Origin of the sequence: Paenibacillus dokdonensis (assembly GCF_004916975.1) — a bacterium.
GTDB lineage: Bacteria > Bacillota > Bacilli > Paenibacillales > Paenibacillaceae > Paenibacillus_AQ > Paenibacillus_AQ dokdonensis.
On record NZ_STGQ01000003.1, the window covers coordinates 656,430 to 675,790 of the forward strand.

Genomic DNA, 19,361 nt, shown 5'->3' on the forward strand with positions numbered 1-19,361 from the left:
TGTCGATGATATGACCAGCTAGATAGACCCCATTTTAGGCTGATTCTGTCAATTTGGTTGCAACCCCACAAGAATCGAACAGCACGGATCACTTGATTCACGTAATTATGTAATATATTTATATTATCCTATATTTTAAACATTAGTTAAAAAAGATTAGGGGGCTATGAACATGAAAAAACTATTACTGATAATATTGATTTTTAGTGTTTATATTGCTGGGTGTAATAAAAAATATAATGTTTTTACAGTTGATGGAAATATAAATAAAATTAGTACAGATAATAAAGAAATCTGTATAAATGATACTTGTGTGAATGTAGATAATATCAAGGAATATAGGTTGATGATCACGTTAGAATAACACTGGAAAGTAGAGATACCATCCATGATGTTTATGATCCTAAATTGATTAAGGTGTTAAAGATTGAAAAAATAAGTGATTTCTAGAATGTTTAAGCTAATACCGTGTCGATCAATCTTACAGTCAGAGAACGAAAAAAAAACGTCTTTCTAAATTGGAGGGACGCTTAAGATGCTTGAACGCTCCCCAAGTCCTCTGCTAGAAGTCATTCGTATTCGTACTTGTCAGCATAACCGTCAACTCACTCGATACTTAAGATAAAAGTTTATTACTATTCCCAGAAGGTTCATCCATATACTTCCCCTTAGAATTTGTAGTTCCCCAAAGTTTTATTTTATTATTTTCCTTTGTATAAGAATATCTAACATTAGGTTCATCGCTATAAATAATATTTATATAATATTCTTTTCCTTTTGTAGAATATCCACTTTCGACCTCTTTAATAGAAGCTTTCGGATACTCCTCTTTTAGATGAGCAATAACTTCTTTCTCAAGATCAGAAATAGGTAATTGATATTCATGAGCCTTCGAATATCCCCAATACTCTAAATATCCTCCGATGCATACCACACTGATCACAGTAACGATAAGTTTCTTTTTCAACATGGAATTCTCCTTTCTACGTTCGGCAGCAGCAGCCCGTTATCCCATTTACCATAAACGACTTCTATTGCTAGACCATACCTATGCTGTTGTGGATAATTTATGTTGGTGTAAGGTGGCCCAGAATCCAAACACCAGAAAATGAAAGCTGCGCAAAAACGTATTGCGCATCAATAGCCCGAAATATGGGCCGTTAAAATAGTCGATGAAATGCTGGAAACCTACCCAATCCGTTCCGTGAAGGAAAAAAAACGGTTTGCCCGGGAAGTAATTCTGAAAAGTGATCAGAATTCCGTACATCGAAATATAGCTAAAATCAAAATGTGAAGCAGAACGGGAAGCATAATTAAGTACAACTGGAGATTGTCACGCACTCGAAAAGATTTTCGCTGATTCGGCTGACGGATGGCTCTCATGATCTTCCCTTCCCTGATGGTCTGACGGAACTTGCAGGCCTGCTTCCGCATGACTCATGATATGCCGAGCCTTGAATTCCGGGCAAGCAACAATTTTTGATGGGGTGCGCAATTTTTGATGGGGTGCGCAATATTTGCGGTGGATGTGGGAAAATCGTGGTGGGAGGCGGAATCGGGAGTGTATTTGGTGGAAGTAGATTAAAAAAGGGCCCTAAAAAACTGGGCCCTTCTAACCGTCGATTTTATTAAGCAAATCAAATGCCTTCGATCCTTGGTTATAGATAAATCTCGCTTAAGCTCTGTTCATTCCGGGCAAGCCACTTTGGAAGACAACGAACTCTAGGGCTTTTTAATTGGCCCTCCCGAGTTGAATGGTGTGTATGGATTGTCAACAGTAAATCAGACAACTTTTTTAAGGGCTTCTTGGCGATACTGAACAGGAGTCATATAACCTAATGTCCCATGAATACGATGCTTGTTGAACCAATTAACGTAATCGTATAATTCCAGTTCCAGATGACGAAGACTTTGGAAGTTCATCTGGTTCACGAACTCTGTTTTCATGATTTTGTAGGTAGCTTCGGCTACAGCGTTATCGTATGGACAGCCTTTCGCACTTAGAGATCTGCCGATCTCAAACGTCCCCAGAAGCTCGTCTATCTTTTGATTTTTAAACTCGCTGCCGCGGTCCGTATGAAACCACTGAATCTGACGTAAATCTCCCTGGACGTTCGCAAAAGCGCGGGAAATCAGAGCAGCGTCTTTATTCGTACCTGCACTATGGCCAATGATCTCTCGATTGAACAAGTCGAGCAGCACACATATGTAATGCCATCGGTTCTGAACCTTCACATAAGTCAGATCGCTGACAACGAAGCGCTTTGCTTCCTCCTGCTCGAACTCACGGTCCAGAACATTCCCTGTCGTTGCTTCATTAGAAGCGGTTTTATGGGGCTTATATTGAGCCACAGTGTAGGTGGAAACTAGCCCTTGCTCTTTCATAATCCGCCCAATTCTACGTCTGGAAACGACGAATCCGCGTTCTTGGAGCTTGACCTTGATCTTTCGTGTACCGTAAGCTTTTCGATTGTTGTGGAATATCTCAAGAATCGCTTCGGTTATATCGTCTTCGTTCGGTTGTTCTTTCGCGTCATAGTAAAACGTACTTCTTGCGATTTGCAGGACGTCGCACATTGCTGATACCGAGTATTTATCGAGGTTGTTCTGGATGATAGCTACTTTCGTCCCATGATCAGCGCGGCTTGCTTTAAAATATCCACCTCCATTTTCAGACGTTGGTTCTCTTTTCGTAATGCAATTAACTCGTTTTCTTCTGACGAGCGATTGTCCTTCTCCTTGAAGGAGCCCGTTGTCTGAGCTTGTTTGATCCAGCGGTCTAAAGCAGAGGCTGTGAGATCATATTCCTCCACAATGGCTGCTCTGGATTTCCCATTTTCATAGAGTTCCACCAGTTGCTTTTTGAATGCTGAGGTAAAGGTACGTCGTTCTTGTTTTGGCATTGTAGAGTTCCGCTCCTTAATGATGATAGGTTTATTCTACAAGCCCTTATTTTTTCTGTCCAACTAAGTGTAGACGATCCAGTATCCACGGCAACAAGTAAGTATATTTCAGACGAATAGACACCCTACCTTTGAGATTGAGGATCTATTTGCAATCCTCTTTTTACCTATTCTCTCATAAAATTTCTTTATTTTTCAAAATAAACCATAACCTTTTAATTTATGAATTGTTATATATACATAGGCATATACCAAAAATGCCTATTTCAGGAAGTTTATTGACAGAAACACTATACTTAATCAGAAAGGAGGAGTATTGCAGAGTCTCATAGCTTGAATAAAATAAAAAGGAGATGTTTTATCTTGAGAAAATTCACTAAAGCGTGCTTTGCTCTTAGCACTGTCTTTTTGTTACTCGTTCCTGTGGTAAATGCCCAAGAAAAAAGCGTAGTTGACGAAAAAGAATTGAGTAGTGAATTAATTAGGATTGATTCAGATCTGACTATAGAAAAAGAATCAGACGGCCGGGTATTTCCACTAAAGTCCAATTCTCATAATCTTACACCTGCTCAACAAGGGTTGATCTTAAGAGAAATGAAATTCACAGACGAGGAAATCCAAAGCATGAGTCCCGGTGAAAAGGAATCTATTGCTTTGGCAGGTGGCATCAAAGTCGAGTCACAAACTTCTAATTTAGTACAATACTTTCATGCGTCTGATGGTAAGAGATACATGGTAACTGAAGAGAATAGGGATGAAATAGAGGCTTTAAGACAGCAAGAGGCTAAGAAGCTTAGTAAAGAATTAAACAGAGAAGTAATAATACAACCTTTAAGCACCACTATTAATGATGGCATTTTTAGTGCACGTGGTCACGTAACATATCAAGGCAAATCACCGAATGCACAAGAATTCGAATATTTATACACGGACTCTTTCGATTGGTCGACAAATCCGCAAAACAGAATAACTGATACAATAGCACATGCTTGGCAAGGACATACAACTAGCATTAGTAGAAAGGCTAGTACAACGACTACTGTACTAGGTAGTAACACCTATGCTTCCCCATCAGTAACTTTCGATAATGTAAGTGGTGATCATTTTAAATTTTCATATGGCACTCTCTTTGATTCTATGTATGGGTATCTTCAAGATACCGTAAGGATACCTATCACAAACAAAGGGACTACTGGGAGATTCGTCGGAGGTTATGTACACCCATGGACTACAGTACAGCCGGGACTCACTGTTGGTCCCGTCTCAGTATCTTTTGGCGCTTTTATTGGTGATGAGTGGCACTGGGATACCACTTACACCATTGATTCTAATCCTAAATAATCAATATCAGTATTCCAGTAGGGGCGACATTAATGTCGCCCTATTTGCATAATTTTTCCCATTATTTACATGCTTTTTATTGTTCTTTTTTCTGTAGTTGTTCCCGTATATCTTTGAGCTCACTCTGTAGATCATTTAGTTCCCTTTGCATGCCTTTTTTCACGCTATGACTAACGATAAGATATATTATAAAGTAATTGGCAATAAGGAACACTATAAGCTGAATAAGTCCATCAATTCCAACAACGCTGTGACTTCCACTCATATCTCGGTCCTCCCTTTTTTTGTGAAATATTCAATATAATAATAGTGAGGGTCGCTTAGCCCGGAGGGCTGCTGGTGAATCAATTGAAGGTTCGCTTTTTGAAAAGAAGAAATTAATCAAAGCGTGTTGCAGCGGTTTCATAAAGCCTGCTTACTTGCTCAACTCCTCATTTCAAGTTTACCATATTATCCATAAATTCACCCTAAAGACTTGATCCAAGGTAGTACCGGTGGGTACCCGGGCGACAGTAGCTCTGTTAAACCCAATGCTTCAAATGCCTTGAAACAATACATCGGCAAACTCACGATAATGCGTCGTATGTCCGGCATTTACTCTTCAGTCTCGATCAGCAGAATGCGCTCCTGAAACTTGCCCCTTTTTTGCGCCTTCTCGTCGCGTACCCGATTCAGATCCTGCTCCGTGGCCCCATGGACGAACGCTAACGCGTAGATAACCTCCAGCATATCCGCCAGTTCCTCGACGGCTTCTTGGTCCTGCCCGGCTGTTATGTATTCCTGATGCTCTTCTTGCAGCTTTTTCCTCAGTTCTGCAATATAGTCTTCCTGATCCAGCGTCTTGGTCGTATACTGCTTGCCCTGCGCTCCAATGATGTCCGGGATCAGGTCCCTCACAAGCTTGTTGTATATCGGCATAATGGTTTTCTCCTCTCTTATTTGTGGTTCATCGTTGATGTGATGCTCTCTCACGAACTTGTTTTACGCAACTCATTTAGGCCGGCTCGTCCTCTTTTCTCCGGCCTGCGGCTTCCCCTCATTTTTTCTAGCGAATCCAACTGTCCGTGTTTGTTTTCGATGATGGCTGCGGCTACTAGGAATCAAATGGGGGCATAAACAAAAACCTTCCGAAAAGTGTTCCGGAAGGCTATATCATCAGTGGATGAGCAAGTTCAGTTTTGAAACCACCTCTGCCAGCGTCTTTTGCGGCACCTTGCAGATAAACGCAGCTTGCCGCGACTCCCAATCCAGGCTCTTGACCTGGTCGGCGAGAATAACCCCCTCGATCGGCAAATCTTGCGGAATGATAACCTCAAAAGGATAGCCCTTTCGTTTAGAAGTTATCGGACATAATAAGGAAAGTCCCGCCTTTCCATTATAGGCTGCTGGGGATAGGACCAACGCGGGTCGTTTTCCTGCCAGCTCATGACCTGCTTGTGGATTGAACTGCAGCCACACCAGGTCTCCGCGATCCGGCACATAGCCGTTTCCTACCATGCTTCACGACCTTCTGGATTGCCTGACGAGACTTCTTCATGGAGGTTCTCCGGCGTCATTTGGTCAAGCAATTCCTCTAGCGAAGCCGACTTCGGCTTGATGATCAAATGTCCATCCTCAACGTCAAGCTCGATCTCCGATCCCTCCTCTAGACCAACCTTAACAGCAAGGGATTTCGGAATACGAACGCCTAGACTATTACCCCATTTTTGAACCTGGAACATGTAACCACCTCCGCGAATGTATATACAAAGTATATACATTGTGATGAGAAGAATCAAATCAGAAGATTGTACCTGAGACACTATGCTTCATCTAACATTTTATTGATCATTTATTCCTTCTGCTTCAATCCGATCACCTGACTTTTGGGAATTAGCGGCTTGTGATACACCACATATGCCTTGCTAAATCGCTCGAAATAGCTTGGTTCATGTGATTTAGGACTCAAAATGATCATTTTCCGCTTCAGCTCTCGTACGTAAAGGTCAAAGACCATATTTTTGCGCTGTTCATCAAGCGCGCTGTCGAATTCGTCTAGCACGATAAATCCAGGATGGGACTGCAAATTTTGCAAAAGGGAGAGCGCGAATAATAAGGAGCTAAGCGACTCCTCTCCACCAGATACGCCCTTGCCTACCCTTCCACCGCGCGCTTTCATGCTCACGTCCTCCAGCTTGCCCCGGTGTCCTTCCTTACGAGCTCTAATATACAAATGGAAGTGAGTTCTGCCCTGCCTGTCCTCATGAGAATCCCAGTCTACTTGGCCTTCAAATTGAAACAAAGACATATAGGATCTGAATTTTTGCTGTATTTCGCTTACACGCATGCTAATCGTTGTCTCCAGAAGATCTTGTAATTCGATCGTCCGCTGCTCGTCCGCCTCCAGCAGGATCGAGGTTCTCTTATATTCATCCTCCAGCTGCTCATAATTTGCCTTTGCAATTCGATAATTGTCCGGAGCTGCGGGGTCAACTTCTTCTTTTCTCGCTCCTTCAAAGGTAACTTCACCCTTTTCGGACTCTGTACGAAGCGCCTTGAGTGCTGACTTCTCTTCCTGAGCGTACATTTCAGCATAAGTCACTTTAGCCTCATTAAAGATTTCAGGCACTATCCCCTTCATATCTTCGATCTGCCTAGCGAGTACCAATAGTTCTGCTTCCGCATCCTGCTTTCCTTCTTCCGCTTTACGGTGTTGATTTTGCAATTGATCCACCTGCCGATTCGTCAGCAGCAGTTGATGCTCAACTTCGCTACTCTCCCGCTCCAGCCTTCTTCCCTTCTTCTCCATTTGCTCCAAATGAACTTCTAATGTCTGTAATACATTTTCCTTTTCCTGAGTTTCGCCTTCCAACGACCGAAGCTGGGCTTCCTTGGTATGCAGCCGCTCAAATTGTTCCCTCTGCATGCCTAGCTTCTCATAAAATGCCGCTTCTCGTTCTAAACTATCTTGCTCATTTTCAAGCTTGGCCCGGAACCGCACCAATTCTCGAAATACCTGCGATAATCGGGCTTGTTCCTTTTCCAATTCGGACAGCGTGATAGTCATCGTCAGCAGCTGTTCTCTCCGCTGCATTCGCTCATGTTGTCTCGTCATGAAAGCTTCGGCCATACGCACCTGCTGGATTATTCCTCCCAGGATCTGGACCCTTTGCGTATCTCGTAGGACCCATTGGTTGATCTGTTTCAGCTCTGAGGCAAGTCTGTTTATGTTGGACTCCACTTGTTGTTTGCGAACCTCTAATGCGCGTGCACTTAGAATATATCGCGGCTGCTCCTGATTTCCCCGAAGCCCGACGGGATCCCATAGCACATCCTGCTCAATTCGGACCGGATTCTGTTGAAAGAACTGTTCTACCCACCACAACGCCTTGCTGGCATCATTCGTCATTTCCTCAGATAATTCACGTTTTACCTTTAGATAAAGCGCTGGCACAACGGTGACGGAGCGATCCGGAATAAGACTGTGCAGAGAGACATGGTACAGATCATTCGGGGGTTTGACTCTATCCCGGTCTCCACTGAAAAAGATCGTATATTTGATTGTATTAAACGCTTCCTCATGCTTGGGATGTGCTGCCTCATCCAGTTCAATCAAGTCACGAAGCGTATATGCCCTCCTGCCCAGCTTCTGAAAATATTGAAGCGAGGCTTGCTGCCGGACCGAGATATTCCGATCCATGCGCAAATTTTCTGATTCTCGCTCAAGCTCCTTCAATTCTCGCTCAAGGTCATAGCCGTTGTTCCTACCTGTTCTGATCTTCTCCTCGAGCCCATTCATCTCCGTCTGTACTTCATGACTGGAAGAATGCTGAAGTAAAATATCACGATGCAAGTCTTCTTCCTTCTCATCTTGTTCAAGAGCCGCCTTAAGCTCGCTTGATTTGCTTCGAATCTCGCCGAGGCTTATTCCGACTTGTGAGATCTGTTCTGCGTTTCTTAATTCCTGCGCTGTCAATTCAGCCAATCTTTTATGAACGTCTTCAAGTCCTCTCGTCACCTGATCTTCTGACCGATGAATATACCTTCCTTCTTCCTCAATCATGGCCAGCTCCTGCTTCAACCCAGCAATCTCTGTCTTCAGCAAAACTTTCCCCTCATGCAAGGTCTGGAGCTTCTGTTCGAGATCATGGATCTCTCCGGCAACACGCTCCTTATCTTCATCAGATCGTATCCGCTGTGCATGAAGATTCTGCTTTTCTTCGATCAAAACGTTTACTTTTTCCTTTTGTTCCTCTTGATCCACTGAGAGCTGCTCTACCTGTCCGAGATATATCGCCCTTTCCTGTTTGAAGTATTTTTCAAGACGAAGCAGTGATACGGAGCGCAGTATCCCGCCGTCTCTAAGTCTTTTGCGGTTTTGCTCATATCGATCAAGTTCCGACTTCATAATCTTTAAGTTTTGCTTCGTTCCGGTCAACCTCGTCTGTGCCATAGACAGCGATTCTCGTGTTTCCTTCAATTTCACCATGCTTTCTTCCCAATTTCTCTGCGCATCCGTAATGCCATGCATGTCGCTAAAAATACGAAAGCGTTCTTCCGGTGTCATCGTCGCAAATTGGTTTACTTCCTGCTGGTACCAGATTAAGTAAAATAGATCAGGGTCAATCTTGTAAACATACTGCAGGTCTCTTCTGTACTTTGTAAAGCTGTTTTCCCGATCGCCTGAAGTGTAATGCTTACGATCCGTATAATGATCCGCTTCATCGCCTGATTCGATGATAAATTCCTTTTTGATCGGTTCACCCGGCTCCTGCTTGATAAGCAGCGTGAATTCGATATAGCGCGGAGCATCGATTTTCATCGATCCTTCATTCAAAAACAGAAGCGAAATGCGCGCTCTCCAGGTTTCGTCGGAAGGTAAATTTCGTGATTTCAGCCCTTCCACTTCCACTTTAGAGGAGTAGAGAACAGCACCCATACAGTACGTAATGGTCGATTTCCCTGCTCCGTTGGGTCCGGTGATCATAATATGATCCGTATGGCCAGACAAATCCAGATAAGCAGGGTCATAATCTCGAATGCCTGAAAAGGTAAGCTTCCATGGAATCAACTCATTCCCCTCCCGTATGCAAATTGTAGCGTCTGAAGAACTTGAGCACTTCCTCTTTGCTCAGTTGATTGGACTGGCTAAATTCAGCGGTTCGGCGCAGAAAGGAATCCGAGAAAAGATTTGCTCCGATAGCCGTCAACTGATAAGCGCGTTCATGCGAAAATTCCTGGTCACTGTATTCCTCGATGGCTCCGATCTTTTTAAGTGCATCCAGATTGTTCAGAAGCTTCTGATTCGCTTTCGTCGTTTCATGCCCAAAAGCATGCAGCAGCTGATCAAACAAGGTATACTCATGCTGAAGCACCTCCTGCTGATAAAAGATATACAGAAGCAACGCCAAACCTTCTTCAGACAAAGTGCTTCTTGCAGCTTTAGCAGGAACTCTCATCATTACAATCAACTGATCCCGCCGATCGTCATAGATCAACTTGAAATATCTCCCTACTGCCTGGTTGACTCTAAGAATGTAAGAATCAAGAGCATCGTTATCACTTGCAATGCCCAGCTGCTTCTCGGCTTCCTTTCTGGACAGACCGAAATTGCCCCCTCGCAAAGTTGCCGATGAGGAGAACAAAATATTCATAAATACCAGCTCTTCCTGCGGCGTCAATACCCCCTTTAATCCTTGCAAAGCCTGTAGCGTGTATTGACTCTGTGCCGACTGATCTTCGGCCCGATTATTCTTCTGTTCCCTTTCTTCTTCATGGTTCATCGCTCAAATCTCCCGGCTTTCTTTTTTTAATCGTCCATTCTTGGTCCTTCGGCTCGATCCATTCCCAGACCTTGTCCGGCCACTTCTGAAGTTCTGATAAAGCCTTATTCATCCAAACCTTGTCATTGCCGATCAGTGCAGATATAGCCGTCAAGGAGTTGATTGCATCCGACCAGCGCGGGCCCGCGGCTTCGATCATGATTTGCGCTATCCCCGCTTCATCATATTGATCAAGATACTGCTCAACTTCTTCAGTTCGGATCATCGATTTCGTCATCATCCAGATTGTGTCCCCTATATACTGCTGCAGCTCATCTGCGGAAATCTGCTCAAGTCTGTATTCAATCATTTCTTCCTCTTCTTCCAGAGGTTTCACCTTGGGCTCATAGTTTTCCAAGTAATGAACGGAATCCGAAATATCGGCAGCGGAAATAGGAGCGGCAAACTTGACTGGAATCCATAGCCCATCCAATGCCTCGTCCTCGTACTGATCCTGTTCCATGAAGCTTAGCATTTGGTAAGGGTTTGGAATATCAGAATCAACAGGCGGATCATACATTTTGGTTATGAATTCACGTACCTTCTCAGGCTGAATATAAGATGAAAGTACGGTTTCCCGCATCGTGGCAAATTTTAAATATTTATTCGTCATCCCAAGACTAAGACTTGTTCCCTCCGCTAATACAGAGGTTCCTTTTTGCATCAATGTAGTCAACACCAGACTGTCTTCTAACGTCTGAAATTGCCGGTAACGCTCCTCCAGCTTGCCCTGCAGCTCCTCCATCAAACCGTGAATCAGCTCCAATTGCGGCAATGCATTACGGTCTGCCAGCATTTCAAGCTCCCGTTCTTTGAGCAGCTGGATGGCATTATCGACATTACGAATCATACTCGCAATCTTGTTCCCGCCGGAAATGCCATGATCATCGTAGGCTTCGCTGATTTCTGCATCTCGTCTTGCTTGAAACAAAGAGCGCCCTATCTCGTCATGCATGTAGTAGGCCACGGAATCATTGGCAAGCCTCACCAAAGCATCCATCATCCGTTTCCCTGCGTCACGCAGCTTGATCTGCCTGGACTGCTTGGACAACCAGTTGTATTTCACCAAGATATTGATCATTTGCTCCATCTGCTTTTGAGAAGGCGGATTCGGATCAGTATACTTATTTCTGTAACGATAGAATAATGTATCTGTATTTTCAATCGGTTCAGCCAGACCTAAAGATTCCTCATTTAGAAGCTGAATAATGCGCAGAAATCGGAGAATTCCTGCCGGCGTTAACCATTGATGCGTGCCAAGATCATTGAACACACCCGCCAGATAGGTGATATCCCGCATCGATTGATATAGCTCGGGAACCGCTTCATCCTTGTCGAATACCGAGATCAGCACTCGATCCATTTCTTCCAATCCGTCTCACTCCCTAAGATCAGCTCTTGTTCCATCCGTTCATCTTTTATCAAACGTTCTTGCATATACTTCTCGTATTCTTCAAAGCAGGTTGCAACAGAATGATCATGGCATATCCATTTGATCACGACTCGTCCTTGACCCGCCTCTTTAACAACCGACGTCAAATGCTTGGCAATGACAAGCCCGGATTCATCGTAATCGCTCCATATGATCACTTGCTGTATGGAATCTCCTTGCAGTAGCTGCCGAATCAGCCGAGTATGCGCGCCTCTGAGTTGACCGTCTACACCAATAATCAATGAACCACTGCTTTGCACGAAATCCCCTTCCGCTGCAAATCTGGTCAGAATCGCTCTGTTCTCCACAAGCCAAAGCGTACGAGCAGATGTTGAATATTCATCCTTAAATACACACAAATCCGTTAAGGCATGAACAGGACCCGCCAAATAATTCGAGTACCTCCCCGATACAGGACCCGTAAAATAAACTGACGTAATTTGCCCGAGACTATACAACCCTAATAAAGGTAATGGACAGGAAGACCATGCTTCAATCAGAGTTAAAAAATCCTGTTTGTACGGATCAAATATTTTCGACCCGCCAATGCGTCGCTCATATGTTGCCCCAATCTCTTTCCAGTCAAAAGATCGCTTATGGATAGAAAGGTGCACAAGAGCCTGCGTAAAATGCATGAACAAAAGGCGTTTGTTTCCTGTCCAATTGGTGGGAAATTCAGGAGAAGAACTGAAGTCATCCAAATGATGATGCTGTAGCAGGACATCCAACACCGAAATTAAAGACGTTATATTTTCCTTTCGCTCAGGAAGCCAACGAGAGGTATTCGTAACTTCCAAAAATTTAGCAGGTTCAAGAGCTTTAAAAGAATCAAGTTCGTTCCTAAGCGCTTGCCGCAATTCAGACCACTGACGATCTTCAGCCTCTCTTTTATTGTCGATAAGCTGTTGTTGATATTGAAACAAACGAGGTCCCATACGGTAACTAATCCGTTCCGCCGTCTTACCGTCATGCTTGAAACGATACTCCTTCATAATCCAGCCCTGCGCTAACCAAGTGAAGGCATTTGAGTCTTCAGGGAGTTGAGCTTTCTTCCCAACGCTCCAAGCAAGAAGACTCCCTTCTGGTAGCGGCGTTTGATCATCATAAGTGACCGCGACTATCAACATGCCCGTCTTTCTATAGGTTCTAGCTGTTCTTTTCACAATTGTTAATTCATGAAGAACACCTACCCTATTGATCTCTGCCGGATCCAGAGTACTGAATTCGATCTGCTCGCCTGTTTTTAAGATGTAATTATTAATGTGATTTTTTATCTCTTCCAATTGATTTAAGATCATAGTTAACGTACCTTTGGGATGTAATTTATTTTTAATTGTAGCATAGGGAACAATATATAGAAGATTATTGAGGATCTCAGACATATTTTATCAAAAGAAAGCCCGCCTTTTTTTAGGGCGAGCAGATGAAAGAATTTCATGACGATGGAAACTTATAGTGCTTTTTCCTCTCCTAAAACAACACGCTGATGTTCATCTTTATAGATATAACCAAGCTCAATAGCCTTCTCAATACCTGATTTAATCGCCTTCTCGAGAGCACTCCCTGACCTTGCGTATCCAAGCGTTTTCACCGCTTGCTTCATTAACTCTTCATAAGGAAGACTGATCTGAGAGGCCAGAATGGATTTCACGGCAACTGCTACTTCTTCCGGAGGCAAATCTTCCGCCACTCGCCGTTGTGATTCATCTGTGGATACTCTGTAGATGCCATACTCTGATGGTTTCAAACTTTCAGGCCAGTAAAATGTTACTCCTTCTGATTCCGTGAAATTCGGTTTTATTCTTGAGAGCAATTCCGTAAATCGCTGATCTAATTTTGCTCCAAGACGTGCAATCCCCCATGCCTGCAATAAACGTTTGGATAGTAAACTTCGGCTAACCGGTCCTTCTTCCTGAATGACTTTTTTGATCTGTCCCATAATTAGCTCCGAATATTCCTGCGAATGAAACAAATCCGCACCTAGAGGAACAGCTTCCAGAGCACAAATCTGGTATGTCTGCATCTCTTCCGGGGTCTTCGATTGCAGCTTAACATCGACACTTGGGTCCGAAGTCTGCAAGCGTTCAAATATTGGGTATTCTCCAGTCGCAGCGACTTGAGCTTTAGATTCTATCTGCAGCTGTTTAACCTCTTTTCCACGCTCTATCGCTTCTATAATACGACGGATTACCCCTTCCCTATTCTCCCACCAGTCCGGGCTCCACACCCTGAGCAGGTTCCAGCCAAGCTGCCCAAGCACTTCTTCTCGCAATATATTTCGATCCCGTGCCGACTCCGCGTTTTGATACATCAGTCCGTCAAGAAGGATTCCTAAAATATATTGATCTGACTTAGGCTCCAACACACCGAGATCAACACGATATCCCGAGGCGCCCACATAAAGATCCGTTTGGTATCCGCGGCTTTTAAGCTCGGAAGCCAGGCTGCGATGAACATGGGAAGCCGTATACGCGTTCGATGACGTTTCGCCTGCTGGCAAGATCCGCTTTCCTTTTTCAGCGTATTCAAGAAATGCCTTTAACCCAAGCACACCTTGGCTGCTAATTCTGCTTGCATTCAAATGATGCGCATGAAGCGTTGAATAAATAAGCATTTCATATCGGGCTCTGGATACTGCCACGTTCAGCCGTCTCCAACCACCTTGGCGATTTAACGGACCAAAATTAAGGCTGACTTTGCCGGATACATCAGGACCATAGCCTACCGAGAACAAAATAACGTCCCGTTCGTCCCCTTGTACATTTTCCAGGTTTTTAATAAATAAAGGTTCAGGTAATTGCGCCAATAGAATTTCCAGCTCCGGTTCTTGCAACATTGCTTCCTCCAATAGATCCTCAATCAAGGTCTGCTGAATGGAACTGAACGTAACAACACCAAGACTCCTCAGGCGCAACACCGGGTCTTTGATACGGCGGATTATCTCCCGAATGACGGCTGCTCCTTCGGCTCTATTCTGCTTGGTACGTCCCCGATCGTAAAAACCATCGACAGGACACCACTTGACGCTCGAAACCGGCTCGTCCGGCGAAGGAAATGTCATTAGCTTATTGTCATAATAATAGCCATTGCTGAAGGCAATCAGGCTTTCATGCCGACTTCGATAATGCCAGGTCAAATGCCGCTCCGGCATCCCGAGCGCCAGACAATCATCCAAAATACTCTCCATGTCTTGTAGTGCCGCATCCTCGTCTTCAGTTTCTTGGCTGCTTTTAGAAAAAAAGCTCGTTGGAGGCAGCTGTTTCGGGTCGCCCACGATGATGGACTGCTTTCCCCTGGCCAGAGCCCCGACCGCTTGCGCAGTAGGAACTTGCGATGCTTCGTCAAAAATAATGATATCAAATTGAAAATGATCAGGATCCAGATACTGAGCTACAGAAATCGGACTCATAAGCATGCAGGGCACAAGCCGCGGAAGTAAATTAGGAATCTGTTCAAACAGTTTGCGAATCGACACGTTTCTGCCGCCGCTCCGGATCGCGCGTTGAAGAATTCCCGCTTCTGAACTTTGCGACGCCTCTTGTGTCATTTGAGGGACCCTTGCAGAAAGCCGTGCTGCAATTTCTTGGCGGGTACATTTCATATACTGCGTATCAGCTTCTTTGAAACGAGAGATCGTCTCCTCGAACACATTGCCCGTAAAGGATTTAAGCTGTTCATCACGAGTAATAATGTAATTGGCCGTTTTTTTATAAAGTCCTCGTTCAAAAGCATCCTTCAACTGATTGCTTGAAAGATTCCCTCGCTCATATGGGATAATGAGCGGAAGCAGTCCGATCTCCTCCGCGTGTAATCGAACTCGCCGCCATATACTCCAATCTCTCAATTGATCTAGATCGGATATCCATGCATTCACCTTATCTAACAATACATCATGCCAATCCGCATCTTGGAATTGATTCGCCATCTGTCCAAATTCAAGCTGTAATAGTTGCTCTAGTTCCATCTCCAACTTTCCAACCTGTTCATGGCAGCGAAGCAGCTCTACGAGTGAACGGTTTGAGCCGGCATCCTGTCGAAGGCCAACCAGCATATCCGCCATTTGTTGTCTGGCTTGGTTAGCTTCGGAAGCATTGGCAAACCATGAAATCAATAGCTTCTGCCACATGTTGAGCCATTCGCATGCTTCCTCAAGTCCGTCCCATTTGCCCTCATCATCCCACATTAGTGAGGAGCCGAGATAAGGCGAGGCTATATCTTTGGCTGCATTTAGCTTCTGTTCTTCCTCCTGGAGCTGAATGATCTCCAGCAGGTATGTTCTTACGTCGGTTTTCGATATAGCTTGCACGGATACCGCCATTCTTTTCATCATATTGTAAATGCGGTTTTGCCCCGTCCATTTCAGAAGGAACCACTTTAGCTCCAGGCTATCCCAAGTTGACAGAGCCGCTTGGGCATCAAACCGGAGAACCTCGACGGTAAAGCTGTTGTATACCTTAAGTCTAATCTGATCTCGACATCTGCCCTGTTCAGCCGCCGCCTTGAGCCATCCGACCGATTCAGTCATATCCTTCTCCTGAATTAGAGCCGGCTTAATGTCGGGAACACGGCAAGCCAGCTCGGACAACTGTGCCAATATGGACACTTTGTCACGAGTCAGCGTAACAGTTCCAAGATTAAATTGCCGGACCGTTTCATTCATCGTCCTCTGGCGATTCTCAAGCTCATCAGTAAAACGTTTCAGGAGGATCCCAGCTTCCGCTTTCAAGTCCTGTGAATAAGATGACAGAATGGAATCCGCCCAAGGATGAGCATGCGGATTCCCGCAGTTCGCTCCAGCTGCGATCATTTCGGCTACTGTGTCATTCCATTGGATCAGGATATCGGAATTTAGAATTCCAATTGAATCGTCGTTAAAATGAACGACATCCGGAGCGTTACACGTTTGTTCATACATCGATATCACTTCAAATAATGTTAAACCAAACGAATGTTTACGATGCAAGGCCTCAACATAACCGTTTAACGACGATCGAAGCTGATGCAACCGCTCTGCTTGCCTTTGCCACGATTCGTCTGTCTGCAATCGCTGTACCTCAATCGATGCGTTTAATTGGTCCAAAACAGCTCGCTTGGTGCTTTTGTTTGAGTGAAGCTCCAAACAGAAGGGATTTAAGCCTATTTGTTCCAGTCTTCGCTGTACGACGGAAAGCGCCGCCATCTTTTCCGCTACAAACAGCACTCTTTTCCCGTTCGCGAGAGCAGCAGCAATCATGTTCGTAATCGTCTGGGACTTTCCGGTACCTGGAGGTCCATGCAGCACGAAGCTTTGCCCCTTAACTGCAGCCCGAATCGCAGCCATTTGCGAAGAATCCGCGCTGATCGGAATCGCAAAATTGGCCGGATGCTCTTGATCAAGAGGCTTTTCCTTTTCCTCTACAGGTTCCCTCCATTGCAACTGTCCTTGAATAAGGCTGGCCACCACCTGATTCTCAGCCAATTGATCCGCACGATTGCGGATGTCATTCCACATCACAAATTGCCCGAAAGAAAACAACCCCAGATAGGCAGTCTCCTCGACATCCCACCGGGAAACCTGGATTAACGCGTGCCTTAAAGTATTGAATATTTGTTTCAAAGCGATGCCTTTTTCATCTCTAGGAAGCGGATCCAGACCGTCGATTCCGATCCCGAAATCCTGTCTCAGCATCTCCAGCAACGTAATATTGATTTGAGGCTCCTCGTCTCTCGCCCGAATGACATATCCCTGACGGGAAGATTTCCGCAATATATCTACGGGAATCAACGCGATCGGCGCATATCGCGGTAGCTCGCTAACTGGTGACTCATACCATTTTAAAAGCCCCAATGCAAGAAATAGAGTGTTGGCCCCATTCTCTTCCAATGCAGTTCGCGCAGAACGGTAAATGTGAACCGTCCTTCTCTCTAGATCCTGCGCGCTCAAATCCGCCCTCAGCCGCTTGCGGTTAAATTCTTCCTCTAGCAACTTCGCAAGTGGATGATTTGCATTCACGCGTTGATATAAAATGGCATCGCGACCGTTATCCTCCCAATCGCTCGGTCTTGCCAGCAGTTGAAACTCATTTCCGTCAGCCAGGGCATCTTCTAAGTCGCCTAGTTGGGCAGAGATCAGCGGAATGCATGATTTGGACAGACGAAAGTTAAGGAGCGAGTTACGCAGGGTAAGATCAAGGAGTTTGCGTTCCCATTGTTTTTGCCGTGTTGCAGGCTTCAATGTTTCGACTTCCTGCGGTTTTTCCAACACCTCGAGAAGTTCCGGTGCTGCGCTGCTATTTGACTGTGACAGCTTCGGCTCTTCAACAACCCACCCATTTGTCCCCTTCGCGCGAAGTGGCAGCGGACGAATCGCTGCTGCCCTTGCCCGTCTAATGTCTATCATGCAATCAAATAAATTGGGATCTGTTAAATGCGTCTCCGCCAATACAGCTGCCTGGTCAAAGTTAATAAGCTCACCTTTCACAAAAGAGGTGGACTCCACGACACATAACTCGTTAATGCCTGGTGCGAGTCTCTTGGTCAATACCGAAATATCGTCCTGTACCGTTTCCGAGAACGTCTCCTCTACAAGCCAAACCCCGGCAAACGCATGCTCTTCCGTAAAAACGATTAATGGATGGAGTCCCACCGCCTCCATGCAAGCAGCATAAAGCATGGACAGATCAAGACAGTTTCCCATGCCATGTGCAAAGATCGTCTCCGGAAGGCGAACGCGTTGACCTATTTGCTCGAAGCTGGGCGGTGCGACGCAATAGGAAATTTCCCGATTTTGCAAAGCTGAATAAATCGCCGCTGCCTGTATACGAACCCTGTTCGGATCCTTACTCTGATAGGCTGTAAACGAAGGGCTGCCGGACCACTTCTCCAATATAGCTCCCGCTTCTCGTACGAGCTCGGTCACTTGATGATGATTCGGTGTCACAAATGCTGCTGTCATTTCAGGCAAAACAGCAAGCCCGCTCCATTCATCAAAAGCTAGTACCGAAATGGAACCGCGCTCCTGATAGATTTCCGCCTCATTTTGCCATATCGTCAACGTTAATGAGCCCGTCAATCGTTCAGACAAATCCCCAAAAAATGAAGTCGACATATGTAGATCAACGGTTCCTATATCCATGGATTGACCTGCAGGAAGAATGTCAAAACTCTTCTTCCATTCAAAAGCGAACTGCGGTTCCGATGTAAGCTTAACCGTAATTTCGATAAGATCTTCGTCTGCTGTGTTGGTTAATATAATATTCCTTACAATTGGAACATGATTCTGCTGCATGGCATAATTCACCGTTTCGCAATACAGCCACTTGCAAGATATTTTGCTCTCCAACACTCTAACCTCCCATCTAGCTCTGTCTCAGTTCTTTGGACCTATAACGATTACCAATTAGTTCTATAATAACACTAGATTATGGATATATCTGCTATTTTCGACACTGGGTTGGAGAAAAATAAAGGATGATTCGCAACATGCGAATCATCCTAAACAGAAATGCTGTACATGCAAACGAGAGCCGCTTGCTGTTTCACCCAAGTGCCAACACGCTTTTCCGCTCAAAATAAACGGCCAAACGATTCAGCAATTTCTCGAGTCCATTTAAACACCTAGAAGCGAGGTTAAACGTTAGTTCATTTGCGTTGTACTAGGCTTGGATGATTATGACTCAAGAAACGCCCCATTCTCTACTTTTCGACTGATCAACAGGCTAGACGATTGGATCTCCCTGGGTCACGTCGCCGACTTTCTTCCGAATCCAGTCCTCCTAACCTGCAAGATCTAAGGTGGTATTGGACATTCCTTATCCAATCTCGCCGGCCAACCTGGTTTCAGCCACCTGTTCCAGGGTTTTCCACCAAGCCCTCCTCACGCATCCTTACGGGCTGCGCACGGCC

The 19,361-nt window shown here is 44.9% G+C and carries 13 protein-coding genes; 2 read left to right on the forward strand and 11 right to left on the reverse strand.

All coding sequences use genetic code 11. The features are described 5' to 3' along the window. The first annotated feature begins 172 nt into the window (after positions 1-172). Positions 173-364 carry a hypothetical protein gene (locus E6W40_RS27290; protein WP_136608728.1) on the forward strand — a complete coding sequence of 64 codons (192 nt, stop codon included), beginning with the start codon at positions 173-175 and terminating at the stop codon, positions 362-364. Between the two features lie 252 nt (positions 365-616). On the opposite strand, the gene E6W40_RS27295 is transcribed toward E6W40_RS27290, so the two are convergent. Continuing rightward, positions 617-970, reverse strand: a complete 354-nt coding sequence (locus tag E6W40_RS27295; RefSeq protein WP_136608729.1) for a DUF3139 domain-containing protein — start codon at positions 968-970, stop codon at positions 617-619. Between the two features lie 812 nt (positions 971-1,782). Further along, positions 1,783-2,903 (reverse strand): IS3 family transposase gene (locus tag E6W40_RS27305; protein ID WP_136603897.1). Its coding sequence is split into 2 segments (ribosomal slippage): positions 1,783-2,654 and positions 2,654-2,903, totalling 1,122 coding nucleotides; the frame shifts between segments, so codons are not numbered across the junction. 363 nt (positions 2,904-3,266) lie between these two features. On the opposite strand from E6W40_RS27305, the gene E6W40_RS27310 reads away from it, so the two are divergent. Beyond that, positions 3,267-4,244, forward strand: coding sequence for a hypothetical protein (locus E6W40_RS27310; RefSeq protein WP_136608730.1), 978 nt, complete (start codon positions 3,267-3,269; stop codon positions 4,242-4,244). A gap of 76 nt (positions 4,245-4,320) precedes the next feature. Here the strand turns inward: E6W40_RS27310 and E6W40_RS27315 are convergent, their stop codons facing one another. The 9 genes from E6W40_RS27315 to E6W40_RS27355 form a co-directional block, all read right to left on the reverse strand. Beyond that, positions 4,321-4,509, reverse strand: coding sequence for a hypothetical protein (locus tag E6W40_RS27315; protein ID WP_136608731.1), 189 nt, complete (start codon positions 4,507-4,509; stop codon positions 4,321-4,323). Between the two features lie 329 nt (positions 4,510-4,838). Further along, entirely contained in the window at positions 4,839-5,162 is a 324-nt protein-coding gene (locus E6W40_RS27320; RefSeq protein WP_136608732.1) for a nucleoside triphosphate pyrophosphohydrolase, read from the reverse strand. A gap of 237 nt (positions 5,163-5,399) precedes the next feature. Further along, on the reverse strand, positions 5,400-5,741 hold the full coding sequence (mazF, locus tag E6W40_RS27325; protein WP_136608733.1) for an endoribonuclease MazF: 342 nt from the start codon (positions 5,739-5,741) through the stop codon (positions 5,400-5,402). Then, the gene (locus tag E6W40_RS27330) at positions 5,735-5,965 is read right to left on the reverse strand and encodes an AbrB/MazE/SpoVT family DNA-binding domain-containing protein (RefSeq protein WP_136608734.1); all 231 of its coding nucleotides are present in this window, start codon (positions 5,963-5,965) and stop codon (positions 5,735-5,737) included. The genes mazF and E6W40_RS27330 overlap by 7 nt, the downstream gene beginning before the upstream one ends. 110 nt (positions 5,966-6,075) lie before the next feature. Beyond that, entirely contained in the window at positions 6,076-9,294 is a 3,219-nt protein-coding gene (locus E6W40_RS27335; protein WP_168929074.1) for an AAA family ATPase, read from the reverse strand. A gap of 1 nt (position 9,295) precedes the next feature. Further along, positions 9,296-10,006: a hypothetical protein gene (locus E6W40_RS27340; protein WP_246073216.1), complete on the reverse strand. Its 711-nt coding sequence runs from the start codon at positions 10,004-10,006 to the stop codon at positions 9,296-9,298. After that, complete coding sequence (locus tag E6W40_RS27345; protein ID WP_136608736.1) at positions 9,996-11,417, reverse strand: hypothetical protein; 1,422 nt, start codon at positions 11,415-11,417, stop codon at positions 9,996-9,998. Before E6W40_RS27345 ends, E6W40_RS27340 begins: the two co-directional genes overlap by 11 nt. Continuing rightward, positions 11,393-12,775 (reverse strand): DUF2399 domain-containing protein, encoded by a 1,383-nt coding sequence (locus tag E6W40_RS27350; RefSeq protein ID WP_168929075.1) that lies wholly within the window; start codon positions 12,773-12,775, stop codon positions 11,393-11,395. Before E6W40_RS27350 ends, E6W40_RS27345 begins: the two co-directional genes overlap by 25 nt. A gap of 152 nt (positions 12,776-12,927) precedes the next feature. Further along, positions 12,928-18,798 carry a DUF3320 domain-containing protein gene (locus E6W40_RS27355; protein ID WP_136608738.1) on the reverse strand — a complete coding sequence of 1,957 codons (5,871 nt, stop codon included), beginning with the start codon at positions 18,796-18,798 and terminating at the stop codon, positions 12,928-12,930. Positions 18,799-19,361: the final 563 nt, after the last annotated feature.